The organism is Cupriavidus sp. PET2-C1 (genome assembly GCF_054515855.1).
Map to the genome: position 1 here is coordinate 611,690 of NZ_CM137259.1, position 18,935 is coordinate 630,624.

The 18,935-nt window shown below is 66.2% G+C and carries 21 protein-coding genes; 9 read left to right on the forward strand and 12 right to left on the reverse strand.

From position 1 onward, the window contains the following. Positions 1–209 precede the first annotated feature (209 nt). The 3 genes from ACX12D_RS02755 to erpA all read left to right on the forward strand — a co-directional run bounded on the left by ACX12D_RS02755 (position 210) and on the right by erpA (position 1,886). A complete protein-coding gene (locus tag ACX12D_RS02755) occupies positions 210–959 on the forward strand; it encodes a DUF6776 family protein (RefSeq protein ID WP_459372833.1) in 750 nt (249 codons plus the stop codon). Between the two features lie 34 nt (positions 960–993). After that, positions 994–1,407: a bactofilin family protein gene (locus ACX12D_RS02760; RefSeq protein WP_459372834.1), complete on the forward strand. Its 414-nt coding sequence runs from the start codon at positions 994–996 to the stop codon at positions 1,405–1,407. Positions 1,408–1,517: 110 nt separating this feature from the next. Next, entirely contained in the window at positions 1,518–1,886 is a 369-nt protein-coding gene (erpA, locus tag ACX12D_RS02765; RefSeq protein WP_017225530.1) for an iron-sulfur cluster insertion protein ErpA, read from the forward strand. 77 nt (positions 1,887–1,963) lie between these two features. On the opposite strand, the gene ACX12D_RS02770 is transcribed toward erpA, so the two are convergent. After that, the gene (locus ACX12D_RS02770; RefSeq protein ID WP_459372835.1) at positions 1,964–2,761 is read right to left on the reverse strand and encodes a phytanoyl-CoA dioxygenase family protein; all 798 of its coding nucleotides are present in this window, start codon (positions 2,759–2,761) and stop codon (positions 1,964–1,966) included. A gap of 92 nt (positions 2,762–2,853) precedes the next feature. Between ACX12D_RS02770 and ACX12D_RS02775 the strand changes: the two genes are divergently transcribed. Then, entirely contained in the window at positions 2,854–3,768 is a 915-nt protein-coding gene (locus ACX12D_RS02775; protein WP_459372836.1) for a LysR substrate-binding domain-containing protein, read from the forward strand. A 24-nt stretch (positions 3,769–3,792) separates the two neighbouring features. Here the strand turns inward: ACX12D_RS02775 and ACX12D_RS02780 are convergent, their stop codons facing one another. Further along, positions 3,793–4,935, reverse strand: coding sequence for an anhydro-N-acetylmuramic acid kinase (locus tag ACX12D_RS02780; RefSeq protein ID WP_459372837.1), 1,143 nt, complete (start codon positions 4,933–4,935; stop codon positions 3,793–3,795). A 19-nt stretch (positions 4,936–4,954) separates the two neighbouring features. Then, positions 4,955–6,334, reverse strand: coding sequence for a peptidoglycan DD-metalloendopeptidase family protein (locus tag ACX12D_RS02785; RefSeq protein ID WP_459372838.1), 1,380 nt, complete (start codon positions 6,332–6,334; stop codon positions 4,955–4,957). A gap of 228 nt (positions 6,335–6,562) precedes the next feature. Between ACX12D_RS02785 and tyrS the strand changes: the two genes are divergently transcribed. The 5 genes from tyrS to ACX12D_RS02810 all read left to right on the forward strand — a co-directional run bounded on the left by tyrS (position 6,563) and on the right by ACX12D_RS02810 (position 9,985). Then, positions 6,563–7,804: a tyrosine--tRNA ligase gene (gene tyrS, locus ACX12D_RS02790; RefSeq protein WP_459372839.1), complete on the forward strand. Its 1,242-nt coding sequence runs from the start codon at positions 6,563–6,565 to the stop codon at positions 7,802–7,804. A gap of 19 nt (positions 7,805–7,823) precedes the next feature. Continuing rightward, a complete protein-coding gene (gene dtd / locus ACX12D_RS02795) occupies positions 7,824–8,324 on the forward strand; it encodes a D-aminoacyl-tRNA deacylase (RefSeq protein ID WP_459372840.1) in 501 nt (166 codons plus the stop codon). 22 nt (positions 8,325–8,346) lie between these two features. Next, positions 8,347–8,514 carry a hypothetical protein gene (locus ACX12D_RS02800; RefSeq protein ID WP_459372841.1) on the forward strand — a complete coding sequence of 56 codons (168 nt, stop codon included), beginning with the start codon at positions 8,347–8,349 and terminating at the stop codon, positions 8,512–8,514. Positions 8,515–8,561: 47 nt separating this feature from the next. Next, positions 8,562–9,221 carry a YbhB/YbcL family Raf kinase inhibitor-like protein gene (locus tag ACX12D_RS02805; protein WP_459372842.1) on the forward strand — a complete coding sequence of 220 codons (660 nt, stop codon included), beginning with the start codon at positions 8,562–8,564 and terminating at the stop codon, positions 9,219–9,221. 89 nt (positions 9,222–9,310) lie between these two features. Further along, positions 9,311–9,985: a histidine phosphatase family protein gene (locus ACX12D_RS02810; RefSeq protein ID WP_459372843.1), complete on the forward strand. Its 675-nt coding sequence runs from the start codon at positions 9,311–9,313 to the stop codon at positions 9,983–9,985. 26 nt (positions 9,986–10,011) lie between these two features. Here the strand turns inward: ACX12D_RS02810 and ACX12D_RS02815 are convergent, their stop codons facing one another. From ACX12D_RS02815 to dusB, 9 genes are all read right to left on the reverse strand, one after another. After that, complete coding sequence (locus ACX12D_RS02815; RefSeq protein ID WP_459372844.1) at positions 10,012–10,737, reverse strand: queuosine precursor transporter; 726 nt, start codon at positions 10,735–10,737, stop codon at positions 10,012–10,014. Positions 10,738–10,865: 128 nt separating this feature from the next. Beyond that, the gene (locus ACX12D_RS02820) at positions 10,866–11,450 is read right to left on the reverse strand and encodes a BPSL1445 family SYLF domain-containing lipoprotein (RefSeq protein WP_459372845.1); all 585 of its coding nucleotides are present in this window, start codon (positions 11,448–11,450) and stop codon (positions 10,866–10,868) included. A gap of 175 nt (positions 11,451–11,625) precedes the next feature. Continuing rightward, positions 11,626–12,681: a Holliday junction branch migration DNA helicase RuvB gene (gene ruvB / locus ACX12D_RS02825; RefSeq protein ID WP_043343714.1), complete on the reverse strand. Its 1,056-nt coding sequence runs from the start codon at positions 12,679–12,681 to the stop codon at positions 11,626–11,628. A gap of 47 nt (positions 12,682–12,728) precedes the next feature. Further along, positions 12,729–13,310, reverse strand: a complete 582-nt coding sequence (ruvA, locus tag ACX12D_RS02830; RefSeq protein ID WP_006156399.1) for a Holliday junction branch migration protein RuvA — start codon at positions 13,308–13,310, stop codon at positions 12,729–12,731. 187 nt (positions 13,311–13,497) lie between these two features. Beyond that, positions 13,498–14,685, reverse strand: a complete 1,188-nt coding sequence (locus ACX12D_RS02835) for a glycerophosphodiester phosphodiesterase (RefSeq protein WP_459372846.1) — start codon at positions 14,683–14,685, stop codon at positions 13,498–13,500. Between the two features lie 85 nt (positions 14,686–14,770). Continuing rightward, entirely contained in the window at positions 14,771–15,316 is a 546-nt protein-coding gene (gene ruvC, locus ACX12D_RS02840) for a crossover junction endodeoxyribonuclease RuvC (RefSeq protein WP_174427462.1), read from the reverse strand. A gap of 514 nt (positions 15,317–15,830) precedes the next feature. Then, on the reverse strand, positions 15,831–17,405 hold the full coding sequence (purH, locus tag ACX12D_RS02845) for a bifunctional phosphoribosylaminoimidazolecarboxamide formyltransferase/IMP cyclohydrolase (protein ID WP_459372847.1): 1,575 nt from the start codon (positions 17,403–17,405) through the stop codon (positions 15,831–15,833). Between the two features lie 17 nt (positions 17,406–17,422). Then, on the reverse strand, positions 17,423–17,656 hold the full coding sequence (locus ACX12D_RS02850) for a Fis family transcriptional regulator (RefSeq protein WP_006156396.1): 234 nt from the start codon (positions 17,654–17,656) through the stop codon (positions 17,423–17,425). After that, complete coding sequence (gene dusB, locus ACX12D_RS02855; protein WP_459372848.1) at positions 17,653–18,747, reverse strand: tRNA dihydrouridine synthase DusB; 1,095 nt, start codon at positions 18,745–18,747, stop codon at positions 17,653–17,655. The genes ACX12D_RS02850 and dusB overlap by 4 nt, the downstream gene beginning before the upstream one ends. Positions 18,748–18,935 lie beyond the last annotated feature (188 nt).

The following is an 18,935-nucleotide window of genomic DNA, read 5'->3' on the forward strand; positions in this document are numbered from 1 at the left end:
CGCCGTGCGGTTTTTTTTTGCCGCGCGCTGGTGAAGGCGGGCGCAATGGCGTGCAACGGCAGGCTATCACCACGTTTTACAAATACTTTGCATCTCCCCGGATACAATCCCTGCTCTTGCCGCCCGGAGAACCCGACCATGATGCATTGGATGCGAAGGCCTGCCGACCCGCACTGCGCCCGCCTGCCGGTGCCGCGAGCCCGCAGCGCATGAAGTATCGTGTGCTGCGCCCGCGCCGGGGCTCGCTATCCGGGAGCCTGGCGGTGCGTTCGCATCTGCCGTGGCCGCTGCGTGTGCTGGGCGCCGCCGCGGCGCTCGTCGTCGTGCTCGTGGTGGTGGTGGTCGCTGCGCGTTGGGCGTACGACGCTGGCCGGCAGCTGGCTGGCGCGCCGGATATGACGGCGGAGAGCAAGGCGCTGCGCGAGCAGTTGGCGGCCGTGACGGCTCAGCACGAACGCTTGCAGGCGGTGGCCAACACCGCCGAGGCGCAGTTGCAGATGGCCCGCAGCGCCCAGGAGGTGCTGACCGGGCAGCTGAAGACGGCGGAAGGCGAGGTCGCCCAACTCAAGGAAGACCTGGCATTTTTTGAGGGCCTGCTCCCGGCCAGCGGTAATACGTCCGGCATCCATGTGCGGAGTTTTCGCGTGGGTCTTGATGAAGCCGACCCACTGAAGATGCACTATCGATTGCTGATAATGCAGGGTGGATCCAAGGCTTTTTCATCCTTGCCCGAGTTCCGCGGTGAGTTACAGTTGGTCGTTTCGCTGATGCGGGATGGCAAGCCGGTCACCTTGAGCCTGCCGGAGGATGGCGCCGGTTCGTTGCCTGGCCTGCGGGTCACGCACTACCAGCGGATCGAAAGTGCCTTTGCGCTGCCTGCCGGCGCCACGGTGCGGGCGGTCACGGTACGAATTTTGCAAAACGGTCAGTTGCGCGCGACCCAGACGGCCATGCCGTAAGGGTGCGCTGGGCCAGCAACGAAAAAAGGGACCTATGTTGTTTTCCAAGAAGAAAGGCTTGTCGATCGATACCCTGATCGGCCAGCACAGCGTGATCCAGGGCGACCTGACGTTTTCGGGTGGCCTGCGCCTGGATGGCCGGGTACGCGGCAACGTGACGGCGGCCGCCGACCAGGCGAGCATGCTGGTCATCAGCGAAAAAGGCGTGGTTGAGGGCGAAGTCCGGGTCGGGCACCTGATTCTCAACGGCACCGTTACCGGGCCAGTGTACGCGACCGAACTGCTGGAGCTGCAACCGCACGCCCGCGTGCAGGGCGAGGTGCACTACGCCGCGCTGGAAATGCACCAGGGGGCCTTGGTGGAAGGCCGCCTCGTGCCGCTCGGCAATGCGCAACCCAAGGCACTGCCCAACCTGGTTCTGGCATCCGGCGTGCAAGAATCCGCCTGATACGGCACCCGCGGCCTGGTTGCATCAACAGAACCCCTTGAATTCACGGGGTTTCGGCACGATCTTCCCGGAGCGCTTAAAATACAGGCGTATCTACATAGGAGAACCCCATGAACGCAGTCGCAGAGGCACCCGTTACCGAGGACATGCCGGCCCCGTTCGTCTTTACTGACAGCGCTGCCGACAAGGTCAAGCAGTTGATCGAGGAAGAGGGCAATGCCGATCTGAAACTGCGCGTGTTCGTGCAGGGCGGCGGCTGTTCCGGCTTCCAGTATGGCTTCACCTTCGACGAAGAGGTGAACGAGGACGACACCACGCTGGACAAGAATGGCGTCACGCTGTTGATCGACTCGATGAGCTACCAGTATCTGGTGGGCGCCGAGATCGATTACAAGGAAGACATCAACGGCGCACAGTTCGTGATCAAGAACCCCAACGCAAGCACCACCTGCGGTTGCGGCTCTTCGTTCTCGGTATAAGGCTCGCAAGAGCGCCGCGGCTTCCGACAGGTTTTCGCGGCAATAAAAAAGCGCACTTCGGTGCGCTTTTTTATTGTTTATGCCTCCCGGCGCCAGACCACCGGGAACCAGTCCTCGCGCATCCGTTCGCCGTTGGCCAGGCTGATTCCGGGGAAGGGCGGCGAGGTGCGGCCAGGCCGCTCCAGATAGCGCACGTCGTCGCCCAGGAAGCGTGCCGAGAAGGCGCGGCGCCGTCCCGTGCCGGTATTGCCTGCGGCACCATGTACCGTGCGGAAGTCGAACACCACGGCATCGCCCGGCTCCAGCTCCGGTATCAGGATTGTGTGGCTGCCGTCGTCCACATCCGGCATTTCCATGAACTGGTCGCTGCCAGCATAGAAATTCTCATTGCTGGCCCAGCGCTTGGGCCTGACCAGTTTGGGCCAGCGGTGCGAGCCGAGCACCACACGCAAGGTATTGGCGGTGGTGACCGGGTCCAGCGGGATCCAGTAGCTCGCGGTCTGCAAGCCATCCACGCAGTAGTAGGGCAGGTCCTGGTGCCACGGTGTGGGCTTTGCCGTGCCCGGTTCCTTGACCAGGATGTGCTCGTGGAACACCTGGACGGCCTCAGCCTGCATGATGTGGCCGGCGATGGCCGCGGCCGGTGAGCGCCGGATGAAGTCGGCGAACGGCTGAATGCGCTCCCAGTTGCAGTAGTCCTCGAAAAAGCGGCCACGCTCACCGCTGCCGACGTTTTCGATGGCAAACGGGCCCGGCTTCGCGAGATTCTGCTCGAATCCTTCGCGCAGCGGTGTCACCCAATCGGTGAAAGCGCCGCGCAATACCAGGGCGCCGTCGCGCTGGTAGGTCTCGATTTCGGCTGCGGTGATGTGCATGAGAGTCCCATGGGTGGCTGGCTTGGGACAAGTATCGGGGCAGGGTGGCAATAGGAAAAGAATATATTTCCTATGCTGTAGTATAGGAAATCATGATTGGATTCTCCTTCCGCCAGCTCGAGTACTTTGTCGCGGCCGCCGAGCACGGCAGCATCAGCGCGGCTGCCCGCGCGCGCCACGTATCGCAGCCTTCCGTGTCGCAGGCCGTGGCGCAGCTCGAGGAAACGCTGGGCGAGACCCTGTTTCGCCGCCAGGTCAGCCGCGGTCTGGAGCTGACGCCGGCTGGCCAGCGCCTGCTGGGCCGCGCCCGCGACATCCTGGCGCTGGCCGCCGGCCTGGCAACCGATGGCGTGGACCAGGCGCAGGCGCGCGGCCTTAGCGGGCAACTGTCGCTGACGTGTTTCCAGGATCTCGGCGCCTACTACGCACCGCGGCTGCTGGCCGGCTTCCGGCGCCTGCATCCGCATGTTGCTGTGACGCTGTTCGAGGCCGACCTGGCCACGGTCCATCGCACGCTCGCTGCCGGCAAGGCGGAGCTGGCGCTGACCTACGACCTCGGCTTCGACCAGCGCATTGCGCGCTGGGTACTTGCCCGGCTTGCACCCTACGCGCTGCTGCACGCCGGTCATGCGCTGGCCGTGCAGCCAAGCGTGAGCCTGCAAGACCTGGCTGGCGAACGGCTGATCCTGGAGGATATTGCGCAAACACGTGAGTACTTCCTCTCGCTGTTCTGGGCGCATGGCTTGCGCCCGCAACTGCACCAGTACACGCAGACCTTCGAGATGCAGCGCGGCCTGGTGGCGCACGGCTATGGCGTGGCGCTGTCATGCACGCGCCCGGCGGGCGATCACAGCTATGACGGGCAGCCCATCGTTTGCTTGCCGCTGCGCGAGGCCGTGACGCCGCAGCGCGTGGTGCTGGCGCGTTCGCCAGCCATGCGGCCTTCGCCCGTTGCGCAAGCGTTTATCCAGTGGGTTTGCGAGGCAGGCCACGCCGAGCCGGCGTGAGGGTGGCCCGGTGTTGCTATCTTGCTATCGGGGGTAGAGCGCGCCCAGGACACGCGGGCCGGCCGCGCCAGTGACGGTAGGCACATTGCCCGGCGCCCTGCGCAGCATCTGCCGCGCCAGCCAGGCAAAAGCGATGCCCTCCACCTGCGATACGGGAACGCCCAGTTCGTCCGAGCTTTGTACCGCGACAGCGGGCAGTGCCTGCGCCAGCAACGCCATCACCAGCCGGTTGCGGGCGCCGCCGCCGCACACGATCAGCCGCGCCGCGTCGGGCGCGTGCTGCTTGACATCGCGGGCGATGGCCCCGGCGGTCAGCGCGGCCAGCGTGGCCTGCACGTCGGCGGGATCGAGTGCCGTGCCGTGCTGGGAAAGATGATTCTCCAGCCAGGCGGGATGGAACAGGTCGCGGCCCGTGCTTTTGGGCGGGGCCACGCTGAAATAAGGCTCGGCCAGCAGGCGCGCCAGCAGCGCCTGGTCGACCTTGCCGCTGGCGCCCCAGGCGCCGTCGGCGTCGTAGGCCAGGCCGTGATGCCGGTCGATCCAGTAGTCGAGCAGCACGTTGCCCGGGCCGCAGTCGAAGCCGGTGACCGGCCGCGCCGCACCGCCTTCGCTGGCGGCGGGCAGCACGCTGATATTGGAGATCCCGCCGATATTGCAGGCCACCCGCGTCTGGGCGGCGTCGCCGAACAGCGCCAGGTGCACTGCCGGTACCAAGGGGGCGCCCTGGCCGCCAGCCGCCACGTCGCGGCTGCGGAAATCCGCCACCACGTCGATGCCCGTCAACTCTGCCAGCAGCGCGGGTTGCTGGCTCTGGCGGGTATAGCCGATGCCGTCGTACAAGCCGGGCCGATGGCGCACGGTCTGGCCGTGCGCACCGATCGCCGCGATGGCGTCCGGCGCCTGCCCGGCATCGCGCAGCAGGGTTGCCACGCAAGCCGCATAGACGCGCGCCAGCCCATTGGCGGCCAGCGCCTCGCGGTGGATTTCATCGTCGCCGGGCTGCTGCAGCGCGCTGAACGCGTCGCGCAGCTCGGCCGGGAAGGGCTGGAAAGCCGCCGCCAGCACCGCGGGCCGTGGCCCCGAGAAATCGACCAGCACGCCGTCCGCGCCGTCCATGCTGGTGCCGGACATGATGCCGATAAAGCAGTCTGGGGACGAGGTTGGCATGCTGGGCTGGCTCGATGGATCAATTGCTGGCCGAAGCCACGTTGTAGGTACGCAGCGCGTTGATGCGGCTGAGCATCTCGCTGGTATAGCTGAGGAACTGCTGGCGCGCCGGGCCGGACAGCGCAGGCGTGTCGAGCGCGGCGATGGCCAGCGGGTTCAGCGGCACATCGTTGACGCGGAACTCGTAGTGCAGGTGCGGGCCGGTGGCCCAGCCGGTCTGGCCGACGTAGCCAATGACCTCGCCTTGCGACACATGCTGCCCGCGCTTCATCGTGGCAAAGCCGGACAGGTGCGCGTAGTAGGTGGAGTAGCCGCTATGGTGCTTGAGGATGACGATGTTGCCGTAGCCGTTCTGCTGGCCGACAAACTCGACTTCGCCATCGCCGGTGGCCATCACCTTGGTGCCCGTAGGTGCGGCAAAGTCCACACCCTTGTGCTGTGCCCAGTGGTGGTGCAGCGGATGGTCACGTCCGCCGAAGCCCGACGACACGCGCGAGAACTCCACCGGCGAGCGCAGGAACGGCCGCTTCATGCTGCGCCCGTCAAAGGTGTAGTACGCGCCCTGCTTGCTGCCTTCCGGTGCGTACCAGAGTGCCTGGTGCAACTGGTTGTGGTTGATCAGCTCGACCGCCATCACGCGCCCGTTGCGCACGAACGCGCCATCGCGGAAGCCCGCTTCGTAGACGATGCGGAAGCGGTCGCCGCTGGTGATGTCATGGTGGAAATCGATCACGCCGGAGAAGATCGAGAGCATCTGCTGGACGATCTCGTCGGGCACATTGGCCGCGTCCATGGCCTTGAAGAAGCCACCCGAGGCAATGGCGCCGGACAGCATCTCATAGTGCAGCTCGTTCTTCACCGATTGCACGCGGGCCTTGTAGACCGGATCGGCAGAGTCGCCCGCGCGTTCGATCACCAGTTCGCGGGAGGCGTTTGCGTCACCGCCAAGGTTGGCTTGCAGCGACACCAGCAGGTTGTTCTCGTCGACCTCGGCCTGCACCGTCTGGCCGGGATTGAGGTCGAACAGGCCGCGCGCGGTGGTGTTGCGCCGGATAAAGTCCTGCGCATCGGGGTCGTCCACGCCAAGCCGCTTGAGCAGGCTGGAAATGGTGTCGCCGCGCTGCATGCGCTCTTCGCGCACAAAGGTGGCGTCGGTTTCGGTAAGCTGTTCGAGTTGCGTGCGCAGATCGGGCAGGCGTATCGCCTCCCGGACACGCGGAGCCTGGGGGTCGTCGAAGGCGCTACGGGGGGCCACGCCCATGGCGGCTGCCATGCCCAGCGTGAACACCGTACCCACCGCCGCTGTCAACTGCTTGCGCCGACGGGCGTGCAGGGCATTGGTAGGATCGACCAGAACCACCAGCTCCCGCGCGAAAACTTCGCGGAGTCTGGACCACATCACGTAAAATTCACTCTTTGTTTCGGGCTGCGTTGCCGCGACGATTTTTTGCCTCGTCTGCCTTCCTCCCCGGAGGTGCGGCGCCTGCCATATTGGTTTGCCGCCTAGAATGGCGGTTGGCCCACGGGAACATTCCCGTTTGCACAAGAAGCGCGGATTATACCAAAAGCGGCCGCAAGCCGTTTTGTGCCGCCGTCTGAATTCTCATGTTTTTCAAAGACTTACGTCATGACTGAAGTTTCCTCCGGCGTTGCCACTTCCTACCCCCTCACGCCCACCGTGATGCACGCCCTGGAGGTGTCCAAGCGCGGTTGCGACGAACTGCTGGTCGAATCCGAATGGCTGGCCAAGCTCGCGCGCAGCGAGGCCACCGGTGTGCCGCTGCGCATCAAGCTGGGGCTGGACCCCACCGCGCCCGATATCCATATCGGCCACACGGTGGTGCTCAACAAGATGCGTCAGTTGCAAGACCTGGGCCACCAGGTCATTTTCCTGATCGGCGATTTCACCTCCACCATCGGCGATCCGTCCGGGCGCAACGCCACCCGTCCCCCGCTCACGCGCGAGCAGATCGAGGCCAACGCCCAGACCTACTACAGCCAGGCGAGCCTGGTGCTGGATCCGGCCAAGACCGAGATCCGCTACAACAGCGAGTGGTGCGATCCGCTGGGCGCGCGCGGCATGATCCAGCTGGCGGCCAAGTACACCGTGGCGCGGATGATGGAGCGCGACGACTTCACCAAACGCTTCCGCACTGGGATTCCGATTTCGGTGCATGAGTTCCTTTACCCGCTCATGCAGGGCTACGACTCCGTCGCGCTCAAGGCCGACCTGGAGCTGGGCGGCACCGACCAGAAGTTCAACCTGCTGGTGGGCCGGGAGCTGCAGAAGGAATACGGCCAGGAGCAGCAGTGCATCCTGACCATGCCGCTGCTGGTGGGCCTGGATGGCGTGGAGAAGATGTCCAAGTCCAAGGGCAACTACATCGGCGTGACCGAAGCCCCGAGCGAGATGTTCGGCAAGCTGATGAGCATCTCGGACGATTTGATGTGGAAGTACTACGAGCTGCTGTCGTTCCGCCCCATGAGCGAGATCGACCTGATGAAGCAGGAGATCTCGCTGGGCCGTAATCCGCGCGACTGCAAGGTGATGCTCGGCCAGGAGATCGTCACGCGCTTCCACAGCGCAGCCGACGCCGACCGCGCGCTCGAGGATTTCAACCACCGCGCGCGCGGTGGCGTGCCCGACGAAATCCCCGAGGTCAGCCTTTCCGGCGCACCGCTGGGCATCGGCCAGTTGCTCAAGCAGGCCAACCTGGTGCCGTCCACGTCCGAAGCCAACCGCAATATCGAGCAGGGTGGCGTCAAGATCGACGGCACCATCGTCAGCGACAAGGGGCTGAAGGTCGAGGCCGGCAGCTACGTCGTGCAGGTGGGCAAGCGCCGCTTCGCACGCGTGACGCTGGCTTGAGGCCGGGCAGGAGCGGCTCATGATTGCGTTGATCCAGCGGGTCGCCCAGGCCCGCGTCACTGTCGACGGCCGCACCGCCGGCGAGATCGGCGCCGGGCTGCTGGCGCTGGTCTGCGCCGAGCGCGGCGACACCGAAGCGCAGGCCGAACGCCTGCTCGCCAAGCTGCTGGCCTACCGCGTGTTCTCCGATGAGGCCGGCAAGATGAACCTGCCCGTGCAGGACATCGATGGCCGCGGCACGCGCGGTGGCCTGCTGGTGGTGTCACAGTTCACGCTGGCCGCCGATACCAACAGCGGCACGCGGCCCAGCTTCACCCCCGCCGCGGCGCCCGCCGATGGCGAGCGCCTGTACAACCATTTCGTGGCGCGTGCGCGCGCCGCGCACGGCGAGGTGCAGACCGGCGAGTTCGGCGCCATGATGCAGGTCAGCCTGGTCAATGATGGTCCGGTCACCTTCTGGCTGCGCGTGCCGCCGTCCGCGCCGTCCGTCCACGCTCAGCCAGCCCAGGCCAGCCGCTGATGCGGCGGCGGCCTGACCGGACATGACCCAGACAGTCACCCTCTACATCGCCACCAGCCCCGACGGCATGATCGCTTCGCCGGATGGCGGCGTGGACTGGCAACTGGCGGCGCACCGCGCCTTCGACGACGGCCTGCCGCAGCTCAGCTACCGCCGCCGCACGTCACCGCCGGGACCGGCCTTGGCCTGATCCCGCATGCCGCGCAGTGCGCGGCGCAACCCAGCAAGGAGAGAAACATGAAGCTCTGGAGCAAGGCATTCAGCGACAACGGGCCGATTCCCATCGAGTTCGCTTTCGGTGCGATCGACCCCGCCACCCACGTGACGCTGTCGAGCAACCGCAATCCCGACCTGCACTGGGACGAGGCCCCGGCCGAAACGCGTTCCTTCGTGCTGATCTGCCACGATCCGGACGTGCCCAGCCGTGGCGACGACGTCAACCAGGAAGGCCGCGAAGTGCCCGCTTCGCTGCCGCGCGTGGACTTCTTTCACTGGGTGTTGGTGGATATTCCGATGGGGCTGCGCACCATCTCCGCGGGCACCCACAGCGATGGCGTGATCGCGCGCGGCAAGCCGGGCCCCGAGGCCACCGGCGGCACGGCCGCGGCAGGCGGGCTGCGCCACGGCCTGAACGACTACACCGGCTGGTTCGCCGGCGACCCGGACATGAAGGGCGACTACTACGGTTACGACGGCCCTTGCCCGCCGTGGAACGACAGCCTGGTGCACCACTACGTGTTCACCGTCTACGCGCTCGACCTGGACCGCCTGCCGCTAGAGGGCACCTTCACCGGGGCCCAGGTGCGCGAGGCCATCCAGGGCCACGTGCTGGCGCAGGCTGCCTGCACCGGCACCTATACCCTCAATCCGAAGCTCGCCGGCCAGCCGGCGCAGTAAGCACGGGCCGCGCGGCGCGCAAGCGCTGTGCGCCAGGGGCGCCACGACAGCACAGCGTAGCGCCGCCTAAATCGCCTAAAGGAAACGGCATGTCGCAATTGCCCGGGCCGCATTCGCTGGCCTTCACCCACCTGATCCTGATCCGCCACGGCGAGACCGCATGGAACCGCGAGCGGCGCCTGCAAGGCCAGCTCGACATCCCGCTCAACGCCACTGGCGTGGCGCAAGCGGATGCCCTGGCCCAGGCGCTGGCGGTCGAGCCGATCGATGCGGTCTACGCCAGCGACCTGTCGCGCGCAATGCAGACGGCGGCGCCGCTGGCCGAGGCGCTCGGCCTGGCGGTGCAGCCCGATCCCCGCTTGCGCGAGCGCTGCTACGGGTCGCTCGAAGGCATGACCTACGCGGAAGTGGCCGAGCAGCTGCCCGAGGATTTCGCCAGGTGGCAAGCGCGGGTTCCCGACTACGCGCCCGATGGCGGCGAGTCCTTGCTGGCGTTTCATGAGCGCGCGGTGGAAGCCGCGCTGGCGCTCGGGCGCCGCCATCCCGGCGAGCGCATTGCCCTGGTGGCCCACGGCGGCGTGCTGGACTGCCTGTACCGCGAAGCCAACGACATGACGCTGGAGGCGCCGCGCCGGCATGAGTTGCTCAATGCCAGCATCAACCGGCTGCGCTGCGACAGCGTGCGGCTCACGGTCATGCAATGGGCGGACGTGGGCCACCTGGAAGCGGTGACGCTGGACGAAGTCGACCGCAGGGTGCCCTGAGCCGCGCTGGCTGTGCCGGGCGCGTCTTACACCCGCAGGCGGAAGGGCGTGAAATCGGTATTGCGGTCGTAGTAGTCTTCGCGCTCGGCGCGCTTGAGGAAGTTCACCACCTTGTAGGTGACCGGCGTCATCACCACTTCCCACGTGGTCTTGAGGAAGTACTGGGCAATGGCGACCTGGATCACCTTTTCCAGCGGCCAGATGCCGTAGAAGGCGATCACGTAGAACAGCGAGGAATCGACCAGCTCGCCGGCCAGCGTGGAGCCGATGGTGCGGGTCCACAGCCAGCGGCCGTTGGTCCACAGCTTCATCTTGGCCAGCACATAGCTGTTGGTGAAGCTGCCGCAGCAGAAGGCGATCAGCGACCCCAGCGCGATGCGCCAGGTATTGCCGAAGACGTCTTCCAGGCTCTTCTGGTAATCGCTCATGAAGGGCGCCACCGGCATTCTCAGCACCACCAGGCTCATGAAGGTGGCGAACGCCAGCGCCGCGAATCCGGCCCAGACCACCCGGCGATCACGCCCGTAGCCGTAGACCTCGGTCAGCACGTCCCCAAAAATGTACGAAATCGGGAAGAACAGCACGCCCGCGCCGAAGGTCACCGGGCCGATCACCGGCAGCGTGACCTGGGCCGCCTTGGCCGCGCCGATCAGGTTGGAGCACAGCAGGACCGTGACGAAAGCCACCATCACGAGATCGTAGTAACGATAAACGCGCCCGCTATGGGCGGGCGTGGCGCTTGACATGGTCATCGGGGTGTTCCAGGGGCGATTTTTGGGCGATTATGCCAGCCGCGCCGCCACCTTGCCCCGCCATACTGTAGACGAGCGCGCGCCCTGGCCGGGTCGCCCCGCGCCAGGGCTGCCTGCGCGGGCTGCGGCTAGATGTTCAGCTTGCTGATCTTGGAGCCGTCCAGCGACACATCGAACATCAGCCCGACATTGGTCTGCACGAAGCCGATCACCGGCTGCTGGCCAGTGATCGTATCGAGTTTGCCGTTGGCACCGACCTTGGCGAGCGCCACGCCGGCATCCGCGCCGACGGTCCAGCCGCTGCTGTCGACGAACTTGTTGTAGGCATCGGGCGTCATGAACATCAGCACCACCGACTTGGACTGGCCGCCGGCGGTCGCGCCGACCGAGGCCGAGGTGGTGCGGTAATAGCTCACCGCGGCGCCCTTGGCGCGCAGCACGCCCTCGCCGTATTCGCCGCCGACCACCAGCCCTGCCGACAGCACACGCGGGAACACGAGGATGCCCTGGGCGCGTGAGGCCAGCTCGCGCGAGCTGTCGACCGTCGCGAACAGCCGGTTGAGCGCCCCGTCGGCACCCGCGTCGATCTCTTTCTTCTTGGCCGCAGCGTCGGTTGGCGCATAGGCGCCGGTGGTGGTGCAGCCAGCCGCGAACGCGGTGGCCACGACCAGGCTCGAGCCCGCCAGCCGGGTGACAAAGTGGCGTCGATTCATGTGCTCTCTCCTGTCTGGGATCAGTTAGCCGGCCGTCCGGCATCTGCCGGCAGTTGTCGCCTTGCCTTGGCGGTCGGGGCTAAGTCATTGTGGACAAGGAGGAAGCAGCCAGCAATGCACGACAAAAGAATTGTCTGCGGGCCTCGAAATGACTTAATGCGGGTTTCGATGCCGTTCAGGCTGGGGCCGAATCGCTCTCGCCGGGCGCCGCCAGCCCGAAGTGCCGGTAGGCGGCCGCCGTGGCCATGCGGCCCCGCGGCGTGCGCTGCAGGTAGCCCTGCTGGATCAGGAAGGGTTCGAGCACGTCCTCGATGGTGTCGCGCTCCTCGCCGATGGCGGCTGCCAGGTTATCCACGCCCACCGGGCCGCCGCTGAACTTGAGCAGGATGGCTTCCAGCAGCTTGCGGTCCATCAGGTCGAAGCCGACCGCGTCCACGTCGAGCATGGCGAGGGCGGCGTCCGCGATGGTGCGAGTGATATTTCCGTCTCCTTTGACCTCTGCAAAGTCGCGCACGCGGCGCAGCAGCCGGTTGGCGATCCGCGGCGTGCCGCGCGCGCGGCGTGCGATTTCCAGCGCGCCCAGCGGGTCGATGCGGGCACCCAGCAACTGGGCGGAGCGCGTGACGATGCGTGACAGCTCCTCGGCGGTGTAGAACTCCAGCCTTGCCACGATGCCGAAGCGATCGCGCAGCGGGTTGGTCAGCATGCCCGCGCGGGTGGTGGCGCCGACCAGCGTGAAGGGTTGCAGGTCCAGCTTGACCGAGCGTGCGGCCGGGCCTTCGCCGATCATGATGTCGATCTGGTAGTCCTCGAGCGCCGGGTACAGGATTTCCTCGACGACCGGGGACAGCCGGTGGATTTCGTCGATGAACAGGACGTCGTTGGCTTCCAGGTTGGTCAGCAGCGCCGCCAGGTCGCCCGGGCGCTCCAGCACCGGGCCGGAGGTCTGGCGCAGGTTGACGCCCATCTCGCGGGCGATGATGTGCGCCAGCGTGGTCTTGCCAAGCCCCGGCGGCCCGAACAGCAACACGTGATCGAGCGCTTCGCGCCGGTTGCGCGCGGCGTGCATGAAGATGTCGAGCTGGCCGCGCACTTTTTCCTGGCCAACGTATTCGTCGAGCAGCTTGGGACGCAGCGCCCGCTCGAAGGCCTCCTCGTTAGGGGAGACAGCGGTGGGGGCGATGACGCGATCGGCGCCCCGCTCGGTGGCTAGCTTGTCGGTTTCGATCATGTTACGGAGGCGGGCAAAGTGGTTGGATTGTAGCCCTTCCGGCTTGCTCAGCCCTTGGACAGGGACTTCAGCGCCATCTTGATGCCATCGGACACGCCGGTGCCGGCCGGCACCGGCTTGATCGCCAGCGCTGCCTCTTTCTCCGAGTAGCCGAGCGCAAGCAGCGCGTTGAGGATGTCGACGGCGTTATCGTGCACCGGCGTGCTGCCGGGCGCAGCCCCAAGCTCGGCGCCCAGCTTGCCTTTGAGTTCGAGCAGCAGGCGCTCGGCGGTCTTCTTGCCGATGCCCGGCACGCGCGTCAGCCGTCCGGCTTCCTGCAGCGTGATGGCCTGCGCCAGTTCGCTGACCGACATGCCGGAGAGCACCGCCAGCGCCATGCGCGCGCCGATGCCGGTGATCTTGATCAGCTCGCGGAAGGTGTTGCGCTCGGTGGCGCTGCCAAAGCCGTACAGCAGGTGCGCGTCCTCGCGCACGATCTGCTGGGTCAGCAGGGTGACGGGATGGCCGACGGCAGGCAGGTTGTAGAAGGTACTCATCGGCACGTCGATCTCGTAGCCGACGCCGTGGCAATCGACCAGCAGGTGCGGGGGATTCTTCTCGATGAGGGTGCCGGCGATGCGTCCGATCATGGTGTAGTGTCTGCAGCGAATTACGGCGCGTGCGCCGGGGTGGGAAGGGATTGCGGCGGCGGCCAGCGCGGGGGAAGGCCCGCCATCGCGAAGGCCGCCAGTGTAGCCCAGCGTGCGGCGTACCGGCGCGGCCGGGCCATATTGGCCATCGACTATCGGCTATCGGCTATCGGCTATCGGCTATCGGCTATCGGCCCAGCGTGTCCACCGCCTCGCGTCCCAGCGCGGGATCGTCGGTGAAAAAGCCGTCGATGCCGGCGGCGAGGAAGGCTTGCACTTCGCGCACCATGCCGCCTGGGCTGCGCGTGGCATCGTCGCCGCCGGTGCGCAGGTTGCGCGGCAGGAAGGTGTTCTCAGGACGGAAGGTATAGGGATGGACCAGCAAGCCTTGCGCGTGCGCGTTGCGCACCAGCGCGGTCGGCGTGCCGAGGTTGCCATTGGCGTCGCGGGGCACCACGCTGGACTTCTCCGGGCCGATGCCGTTGGCATAGCTGGCCACTTCGCGCAAGCCGATCGGCGTCATCATGTCGGCGTAGGTGCGGGTGTCTCCGGCCAGGCGCCAGTCGGCAGGCCGGTTCTTCGCGCCGCCCATCAATTGGATCAGCTTCACATTTGGCATGCCCTGGGCCAGGCGCTGGCGCATCTCGCGCAAGTTGCCGGTCTCGAAGGACTGCACGAACACCGGCGCGCTGCGCGTGTACGCATGGGCTTGCAGCGTGGCCACCAGCTTCTCCTCCAGCGGCAGGCCGATGCCGCGGAAATAGCTCGGGTGCTTGGTTTCCGGGTACAGGCCGATCACGCGCCCGCTGTGTTGCGATGCCTTGGCCACCAGCTCGATGATTTCGTCGAAGGTGGGGATCTCGAACTTGTCGTTGTACTGGGTATTGGCCTTGCGCACCTGCGCGATACGCTCGCGCGCGCGCAGCGTCTTGAGCTCGGCCAGCGTGAAGTCTTCAGTAAACCAGCCATTCAGGCGTTCGCCGTCGATCACCTTGATGCGCTTGCGGCTGGCGAACTGGGGCAGCTCCGCCACGTTGGTCGTGGTGCCGATTTCGTTCTCGTGCCGGGCCACCAGTACGCCGTCGCGCGTCATCACGAGATCGGGCTCCACCACGTCGGCACCGTCGTCGATGGCGCGTTGATAGGACGCCAGCGTGTGCTCAGGGCGCAGCGCACTCGCGCCGCGATGCCCGATCACCAGTGCCTTGGGCACGGCCGGGGCCGGGCCAGGGGCAGGGGCTGCCGGGACAGTGGCCACGGGCGGCAGCGCGGCGCAGCCGGCGAGAACCGCGGCGGCCAGCGCGGACAACAGCGCCGGCAGGCGAGCAGAGCGGGGCGGATTCAAGGCGCGGAACGCGCGAGGCGAGCGGAGCATGCGGCATCCTTTGACGGGCAATCGCTCGATTGTAAGAGACTTGACGGTGCAAGCGGCTGGCGGCTGCCTGGCCGCCTGGGCTCGCTCAGCCGATCAGGCGCCCACGCCGTACCCGCATGCCCTTGCGCACCAGGTCCGGGGCCAGCCCGGTCAGGGCGGTGAGCGTGTTGCTGCCATTGGCATGGCAGATTGCCATGCCCAGGGCATCCGCCGCGTCGGAACTGGGGCGTCCCGTCAGGCTCAGCAGGCGCATCACCATTTCCTGCACCTGCTCCTTGTTGGCGCGGCCGTAGCCGACCACCGCCACCTTCAACTGAAGCGCCGTGTACTCGAACACCGGCAGGCCATGCGTGACCAGCCCGCAGATCGCCGCGCCGCGGGCCTGGCCCAGCAACAGCGTGGATTGCGGGTTGACGTTGACGAATACCTTCTCGATCGCGGCGCAATCGGGCGCGTAGGTGCGGGTGACTTCGCTGATGCCGTCGAAGAGGGTTTTCAGCCTCGCAGGCAGGCCGCTGTCGCCGTCGCTCTTGATAGTGCCGGAGGCGATGTAGGTTAGCTTGTTGCCGTGCTTTTCCAGCACGCCGAAGCCGGTGGTACGGAGGCCGGGGTCGATGCCGAGGATACGCATGAGGGTCGGGCTCGGCTTTTAATGGGTGATGGGGGATTGTAACGTTGGGAGGGGAGGGGTGACTGCAACTGCTACTTCGACTGTAGCGGCCTGATGTCAAAAGCAACTTCAACTACAGTTTCACCTCCCCTGCGGGGCGGCGACCTACTTTTTTGTCTTGCCAAAAAAGTAGGCAAAAAAGGCGCGCCGGATGGGGCGACACCCCCCTCGGGCTTCGGCGAAAAGAGCGGCCGGGACCCAAACTCGCATCGCCTTAAGGCGATACTCAGACATGGGTCCCTCTTTTCCGCTCTTTTCGCCGAATCCCGAGGCGCCCCATACGGCCTTGGCACACCTTGACGGCTCGCTTCGCATCGCGTTGGGGTGTGGCCCGCCCTTCGGGCGCTTCACACGGCTACACCGATCGGTTGATCTTGCCGCTAGTTTGCTCCCCTCTCCCGCTTGCGGGAGAGGGGCCGGGGGAGAGGGCGGGCGCTCGCGATGCCGCGATGCGCTCAAATGCCCAGCCCGGACCTCAATGCCTGAAGTGACGCACGCCGGTCAACACCATTGCGATATTGCGCTCGTCGGCCGCGGCGATCACTTCGTCGTCGCGCATCGAGCCGCCCGGCTGGATGACGCAGGTGGCACCTGCGTCCACCACTACGTCCAGGCCGTCGCGGAACGGGAAGAAGGCGTCCGATGCCACGGCCGAGCCCGCCAGCGTGAGGCCGGCGTTCTGCGCCTTGATGCTGGCGATGCGGGCCGAGTCCACGCGGCTCATCTGGCCGGCGCCGACGCCCAGCGTCATGCCGCCGCCACAGAACACGATGGCGTTCGACTTGACGAACTTGGCCACGCGCCAGGCGAACATCAGGTCGTCCATTTCCTTGGGCGTGGGCTGGCGCTTGGTCACAACGCGCAGTTCGTCCCGCTGGACGTTCCTGGCGTCGGGGCCTTGCACCAGCAGGCCGCCGCCGACGCGCTTGAAGTCATACGGGTTGAGGCCGTTGCCCAGCGGAATTTCCAGCAGGCGCACGTTCTGCTTGGCAGCAAACACGGCGCGCGCGCCGGCGCTGAACGACGGGGCGATCAGCACTTCGACGAACTGCTTGGCCACGGCTTGGGCGGCGGCTTCGTCCAGCTCGACGTTGAAGGCGATGATGCCGCCGAAGGCCGAGGTCGAGTCGGTCTTGAGGGCTTTTTCGTAGGCTTCCAGCGCGTTGGCGCCAACTGCCACGCCGCACGGATTGGCGTGCTTGATGATCACGCAGGCCGCGCCGGTGGCGGCGCCGAAGGTCTTGACGCATTCCCATGCCGCATCGGCGTCGGCGATGTTGTTGTACGACAGTTCCTTGCCCTGCAGCTGCGTGTAGTTGGCCAGCGCGCCATCGGAGGCTTTCAGGTCGCGATAGAAGGCGGCCGACTGGTGCGGGTTCTCGCCATAGCGCATTTCCTGCACCTTCTCGAAGGCCAGGTTCAGCGTCTGCGGGTAGGCGCTGCGGGTCTGGTGCGACTTGTCCGCGCCGAGGCTGGTCAGGTAGTTGGTGATGGCGCCGTCGTACTGCGCGGTGTGGGCGAACACCTTGGTGGCCAGGCGGAAGTTGGTGTCGTAGCCGACGCTGTTGGCGTTGGCGCGCATTTCCTCCAGCACCGGCGCGTAGTCGGCCGGGTCCACGATGACGGTGACGTCGCGGTGGTTCTTGGCGGCCGAGCGCAGCATGGTGGGGCCGCCGATGTCGATGTTCTCGATGGCGTCCGGCAGCGAGCACTCATCCTTGGCCACGGTTTGCTGGAACGGGTACAGGTTCACGACCAGCAGGTCGATGGTGGGGATGTTGTGCTCTGCGAGAGCCGCCATGTGCTCGGGCAGGTCGCGGCGGGCCAGGATGCCGCCGTGCACCTTCGGGTGCAGGGTCTTGACGCGGCCATCGAGCATTTCGGGGAAACCGGTGTAGTCGGCCACCTCCGTGACGGGCAGGCCGGCATCGGCCAGCAGCTTGGCGGTGCCGCCGGTGGAGAGCAGCGCGACGCCGAGCGAGTTGAGCTCGCGGGCAAATTCGACGATGCCGGTCTTGTCGGATACGGAGAGGAGGGCTTGCTTGATCATGGCTATGGGGAGACGCTTCAAAGTAAACCGTGCTGCTGCAACTTCTTGCGCAGCGTATTGCGATTGATGCCCAGGTAGGCGGCCGCGAGCGACTGGTTGCGCTCGGCGCGCGCCATCACTGCTTCCAGCAGCGGCCGTTCCACGGCTTCGAGCACCATGTTGTACATATTCGACGGCTCTTCACCGTCCAGGTCGCGAAAGTAGGCACCCAGGCTGTCCCGGATGCACTGGTCGATAGCGTTGCGGCTCATGCGGCAAGCAACTCCCCGTTATTGTTGTTGTTCGACTTGTTGCGTTTCTCGTCGTCGGCATCATCCGTGCCGTCCGCGCCGTCTTCCACATAAACCAGGCGCTCGGACAGCAGCGCCTGCTCATCGAAGAATTCGTTGACCGCGGCGAGCTGGGCCGTGGTGCTGTCCAGCGTGTTCATGCGGTGGCGGAACAGGTTGGCGCCGGCCAGGCCGCGCGTGTACCAGGCAATGTGCTTGCGCGCGGTGCGCACGCCGGTGAACTCGCCGTAGAAGTCGTAGTGGTCTTCCAGGTGCGCGTTCATGATGGCGCGGATCTCGGCCACTTCCGGCGGCGGCAGCAGCTCGCCGGTGGCCAGGTAGTGCTCGATCTCGCGGAACAGCCAGGGCCGGCCCTGCGCCGCACGGCCGATCATGATGGCATCGGCGCCGGTCACGGCCAGCACATGCTTGGCTTTTTGCGGCGTGGTGACGTCGCCATTGGCGACCACGGGGATGGAGAGCGCGGCCTTGACCGCGGCAATGGTCTCGTACTCGGCTTCGCCCTTGTACAGGTCGGCGCGCGTGCGCCCGTGCACGGTGAGCATGCTGATGCCGGCGTCCTCCACCATGCGCGCGATGCGAAGCGCATTGCGGTTCTGGCGGTCCCAGCCGGTACGGATCTTGAGCGTGACGGGCACGCGCGGATCGACCTCGGCCACGGCGGCGACCACCGCCTGGACGATGCGCACCACCAGCGGCTCGTTTTGCAGCAGCGCCGAGCCGGCGGCCACATTGCACACCTTCTTGGCCGGGCAGCCCATATTGATGTCGATGATCTGCGCGCCGCGCTCCACGTTGTGGCGCGCGGCCTCCGCCATCATGGCCGGCTCGGCGCCGGCGATCTGCACCGCGATGGGCTCGACTTCGCCTGTGTGGTTGGCGCGCCGCATGGTCTTCTCGCTCTTCCACAGCTGTGCGTTGGAGGCGACCATTTCGGACACCGCATAGCCCGCCCCCAGCCGCTTGCACAGCTGGCGGAATGGCCGGTCCGTCACACCGGCCATGGGCGCGACGAACAGGTTGTTGCGGAGTTGGTGCGGTCCGATTTGCACGATAGCGACTGTAGCGACTGACGAGGGGCCGCAAGGCGGCCCGCAACTAGACAAAAATGAAAATGGCATGCCCTGCCGAAGCATTGCTCGGCGTCATTCAGTGGGCATGTGCGAGGGCAGGATTTTACCGCCAAACGGCCCGGGTTGCTCAAGATTTGAGCAAATATTGCACCGGGCCAGATTGCAAA

Excerpts from the sequence above, each read along its gene's own strand:
- ACX12D_RS02785 (WP_459372838.1), bottom strand. The coding sequence starts at position 6,334 with ATGTGGTCCAGACTCCGCGAAGTTTTCGCGCGGGAGCTGGTGGTTCTG.
- ACX12D_RS02755 (WP_459372833.1), top strand. The coding sequence starts at position 210 with ATGAAGTATCGTGTGCTGCGCCCGCGCCGGGGCTCGCTATCCGGGAGC.
- ACX12D_RS02780 (WP_459372837.1), bottom strand. The coding sequence starts at position 4,935 with ATGCCAACCTCGTCCCCAGACTGCTTTATCGGCATCATGTCCGGCACC.
- ACX12D_RS02775 (WP_459372836.1), top strand. The coding sequence starts at position 2,854 with ATGATTGGATTCTCCTTCCGCCAGCTCGAGTACTTTGTCGCGGCCGCC.
- ACX12D_RS02805 (WP_459372842.1), top strand. The coding sequence starts at position 8,562 with ATGAAGCTCTGGAGCAAGGCATTCAGCGACAACGGGCCGATTCCCATC.
- ACX12D_RS02820 (WP_459372845.1), bottom strand. The coding sequence starts at position 11,450 with ATGAATCGACGCCACTTTGTCACCCGGCTGGCGGGCTCGAGCCTGGTC.
- ACX12D_RS02850 (WP_006156396.1), bottom strand. The coding sequence starts at position 17,656 with ATGAGCCGCAACGCTATCGACCAGTGCATCCGGGACAGCCTGGGTGCC.
- ACX12D_RS02815 (WP_459372844.1), bottom strand. The coding sequence starts at position 10,737 with ATGACCATGTCAAGCGCCACGCCCGCCCATAGCGGGCGCGTTTATCGT.
- ACX12D_RS02760 (WP_459372834.1), top strand. The coding sequence starts at position 994 with ATGTTGTTTTCCAAGAAGAAAGGCTTGTCGATCGATACCCTGATCGGC.
- ACX12D_RS02800 (WP_459372841.1), top strand. The coding sequence starts at position 8,347 with ATGACCCAGACAGTCACCCTCTACATCGCCACCAGCCCCGACGGCATG.
- ruvB (WP_043343714.1), bottom strand. The coding sequence starts at position 12,681 with ATGATCGAAACCGACAAGCTAGCCACCGAGCGGGGCGCCGATCGCGTC.
- ACX12D_RS02810 (WP_459372843.1), top strand. The coding sequence starts at position 9,311 with ATGTCGCAATTGCCCGGGCCGCATTCGCTGGCCTTCACCCACCTGATC.
- ruvC (WP_174427462.1), bottom strand. The coding sequence starts at position 15,316 with ATGCGTATCCTCGGCATCGACCCCGGCCTCCGTACCACCGGCTTCGGC.
- tyrS (WP_459372839.1), top strand. The coding sequence starts at position 6,563 with ATGACTGAAGTTTCCTCCGGCGTTGCCACTTCCTACCCCCTCACGCCC.
- erpA (WP_017225530.1), top strand. The coding sequence starts at position 1,518 with ATGAACGCAGTCGCAGAGGCACCCGTTACCGAGGACATGCCGGCCCCG.
- dtd (WP_459372840.1), top strand. The coding sequence starts at position 7,824 with ATGATTGCGTTGATCCAGCGGGTCGCCCAGGCCCGCGTCACTGTCGAC.
- purH (WP_459372847.1), bottom strand. The coding sequence starts at position 17,405 with ATGATCAAGCAAGCCCTCCTCTCCGTATCCGACAAGACCGGCATCGTC.
- ruvA (WP_006156399.1), bottom strand. The coding sequence starts at position 13,310 with ATGATCGGACGCATCGCCGGCACCCTCATCGAGAAGAATCCCCCGCAC.
- ACX12D_RS02835 (WP_459372846.1), bottom strand. The coding sequence starts at position 14,685 with ATGCTCCGCTCGCCTCGCGCGTTCCGCGCCTTGAATCCGCCCCGCTCT.
- ACX12D_RS02770 (WP_459372835.1), bottom strand. The coding sequence starts at position 2,761 with ATGCACATCACCGCAGCCGAAATCGAGACCTACCAGCGCGACGGCGCC.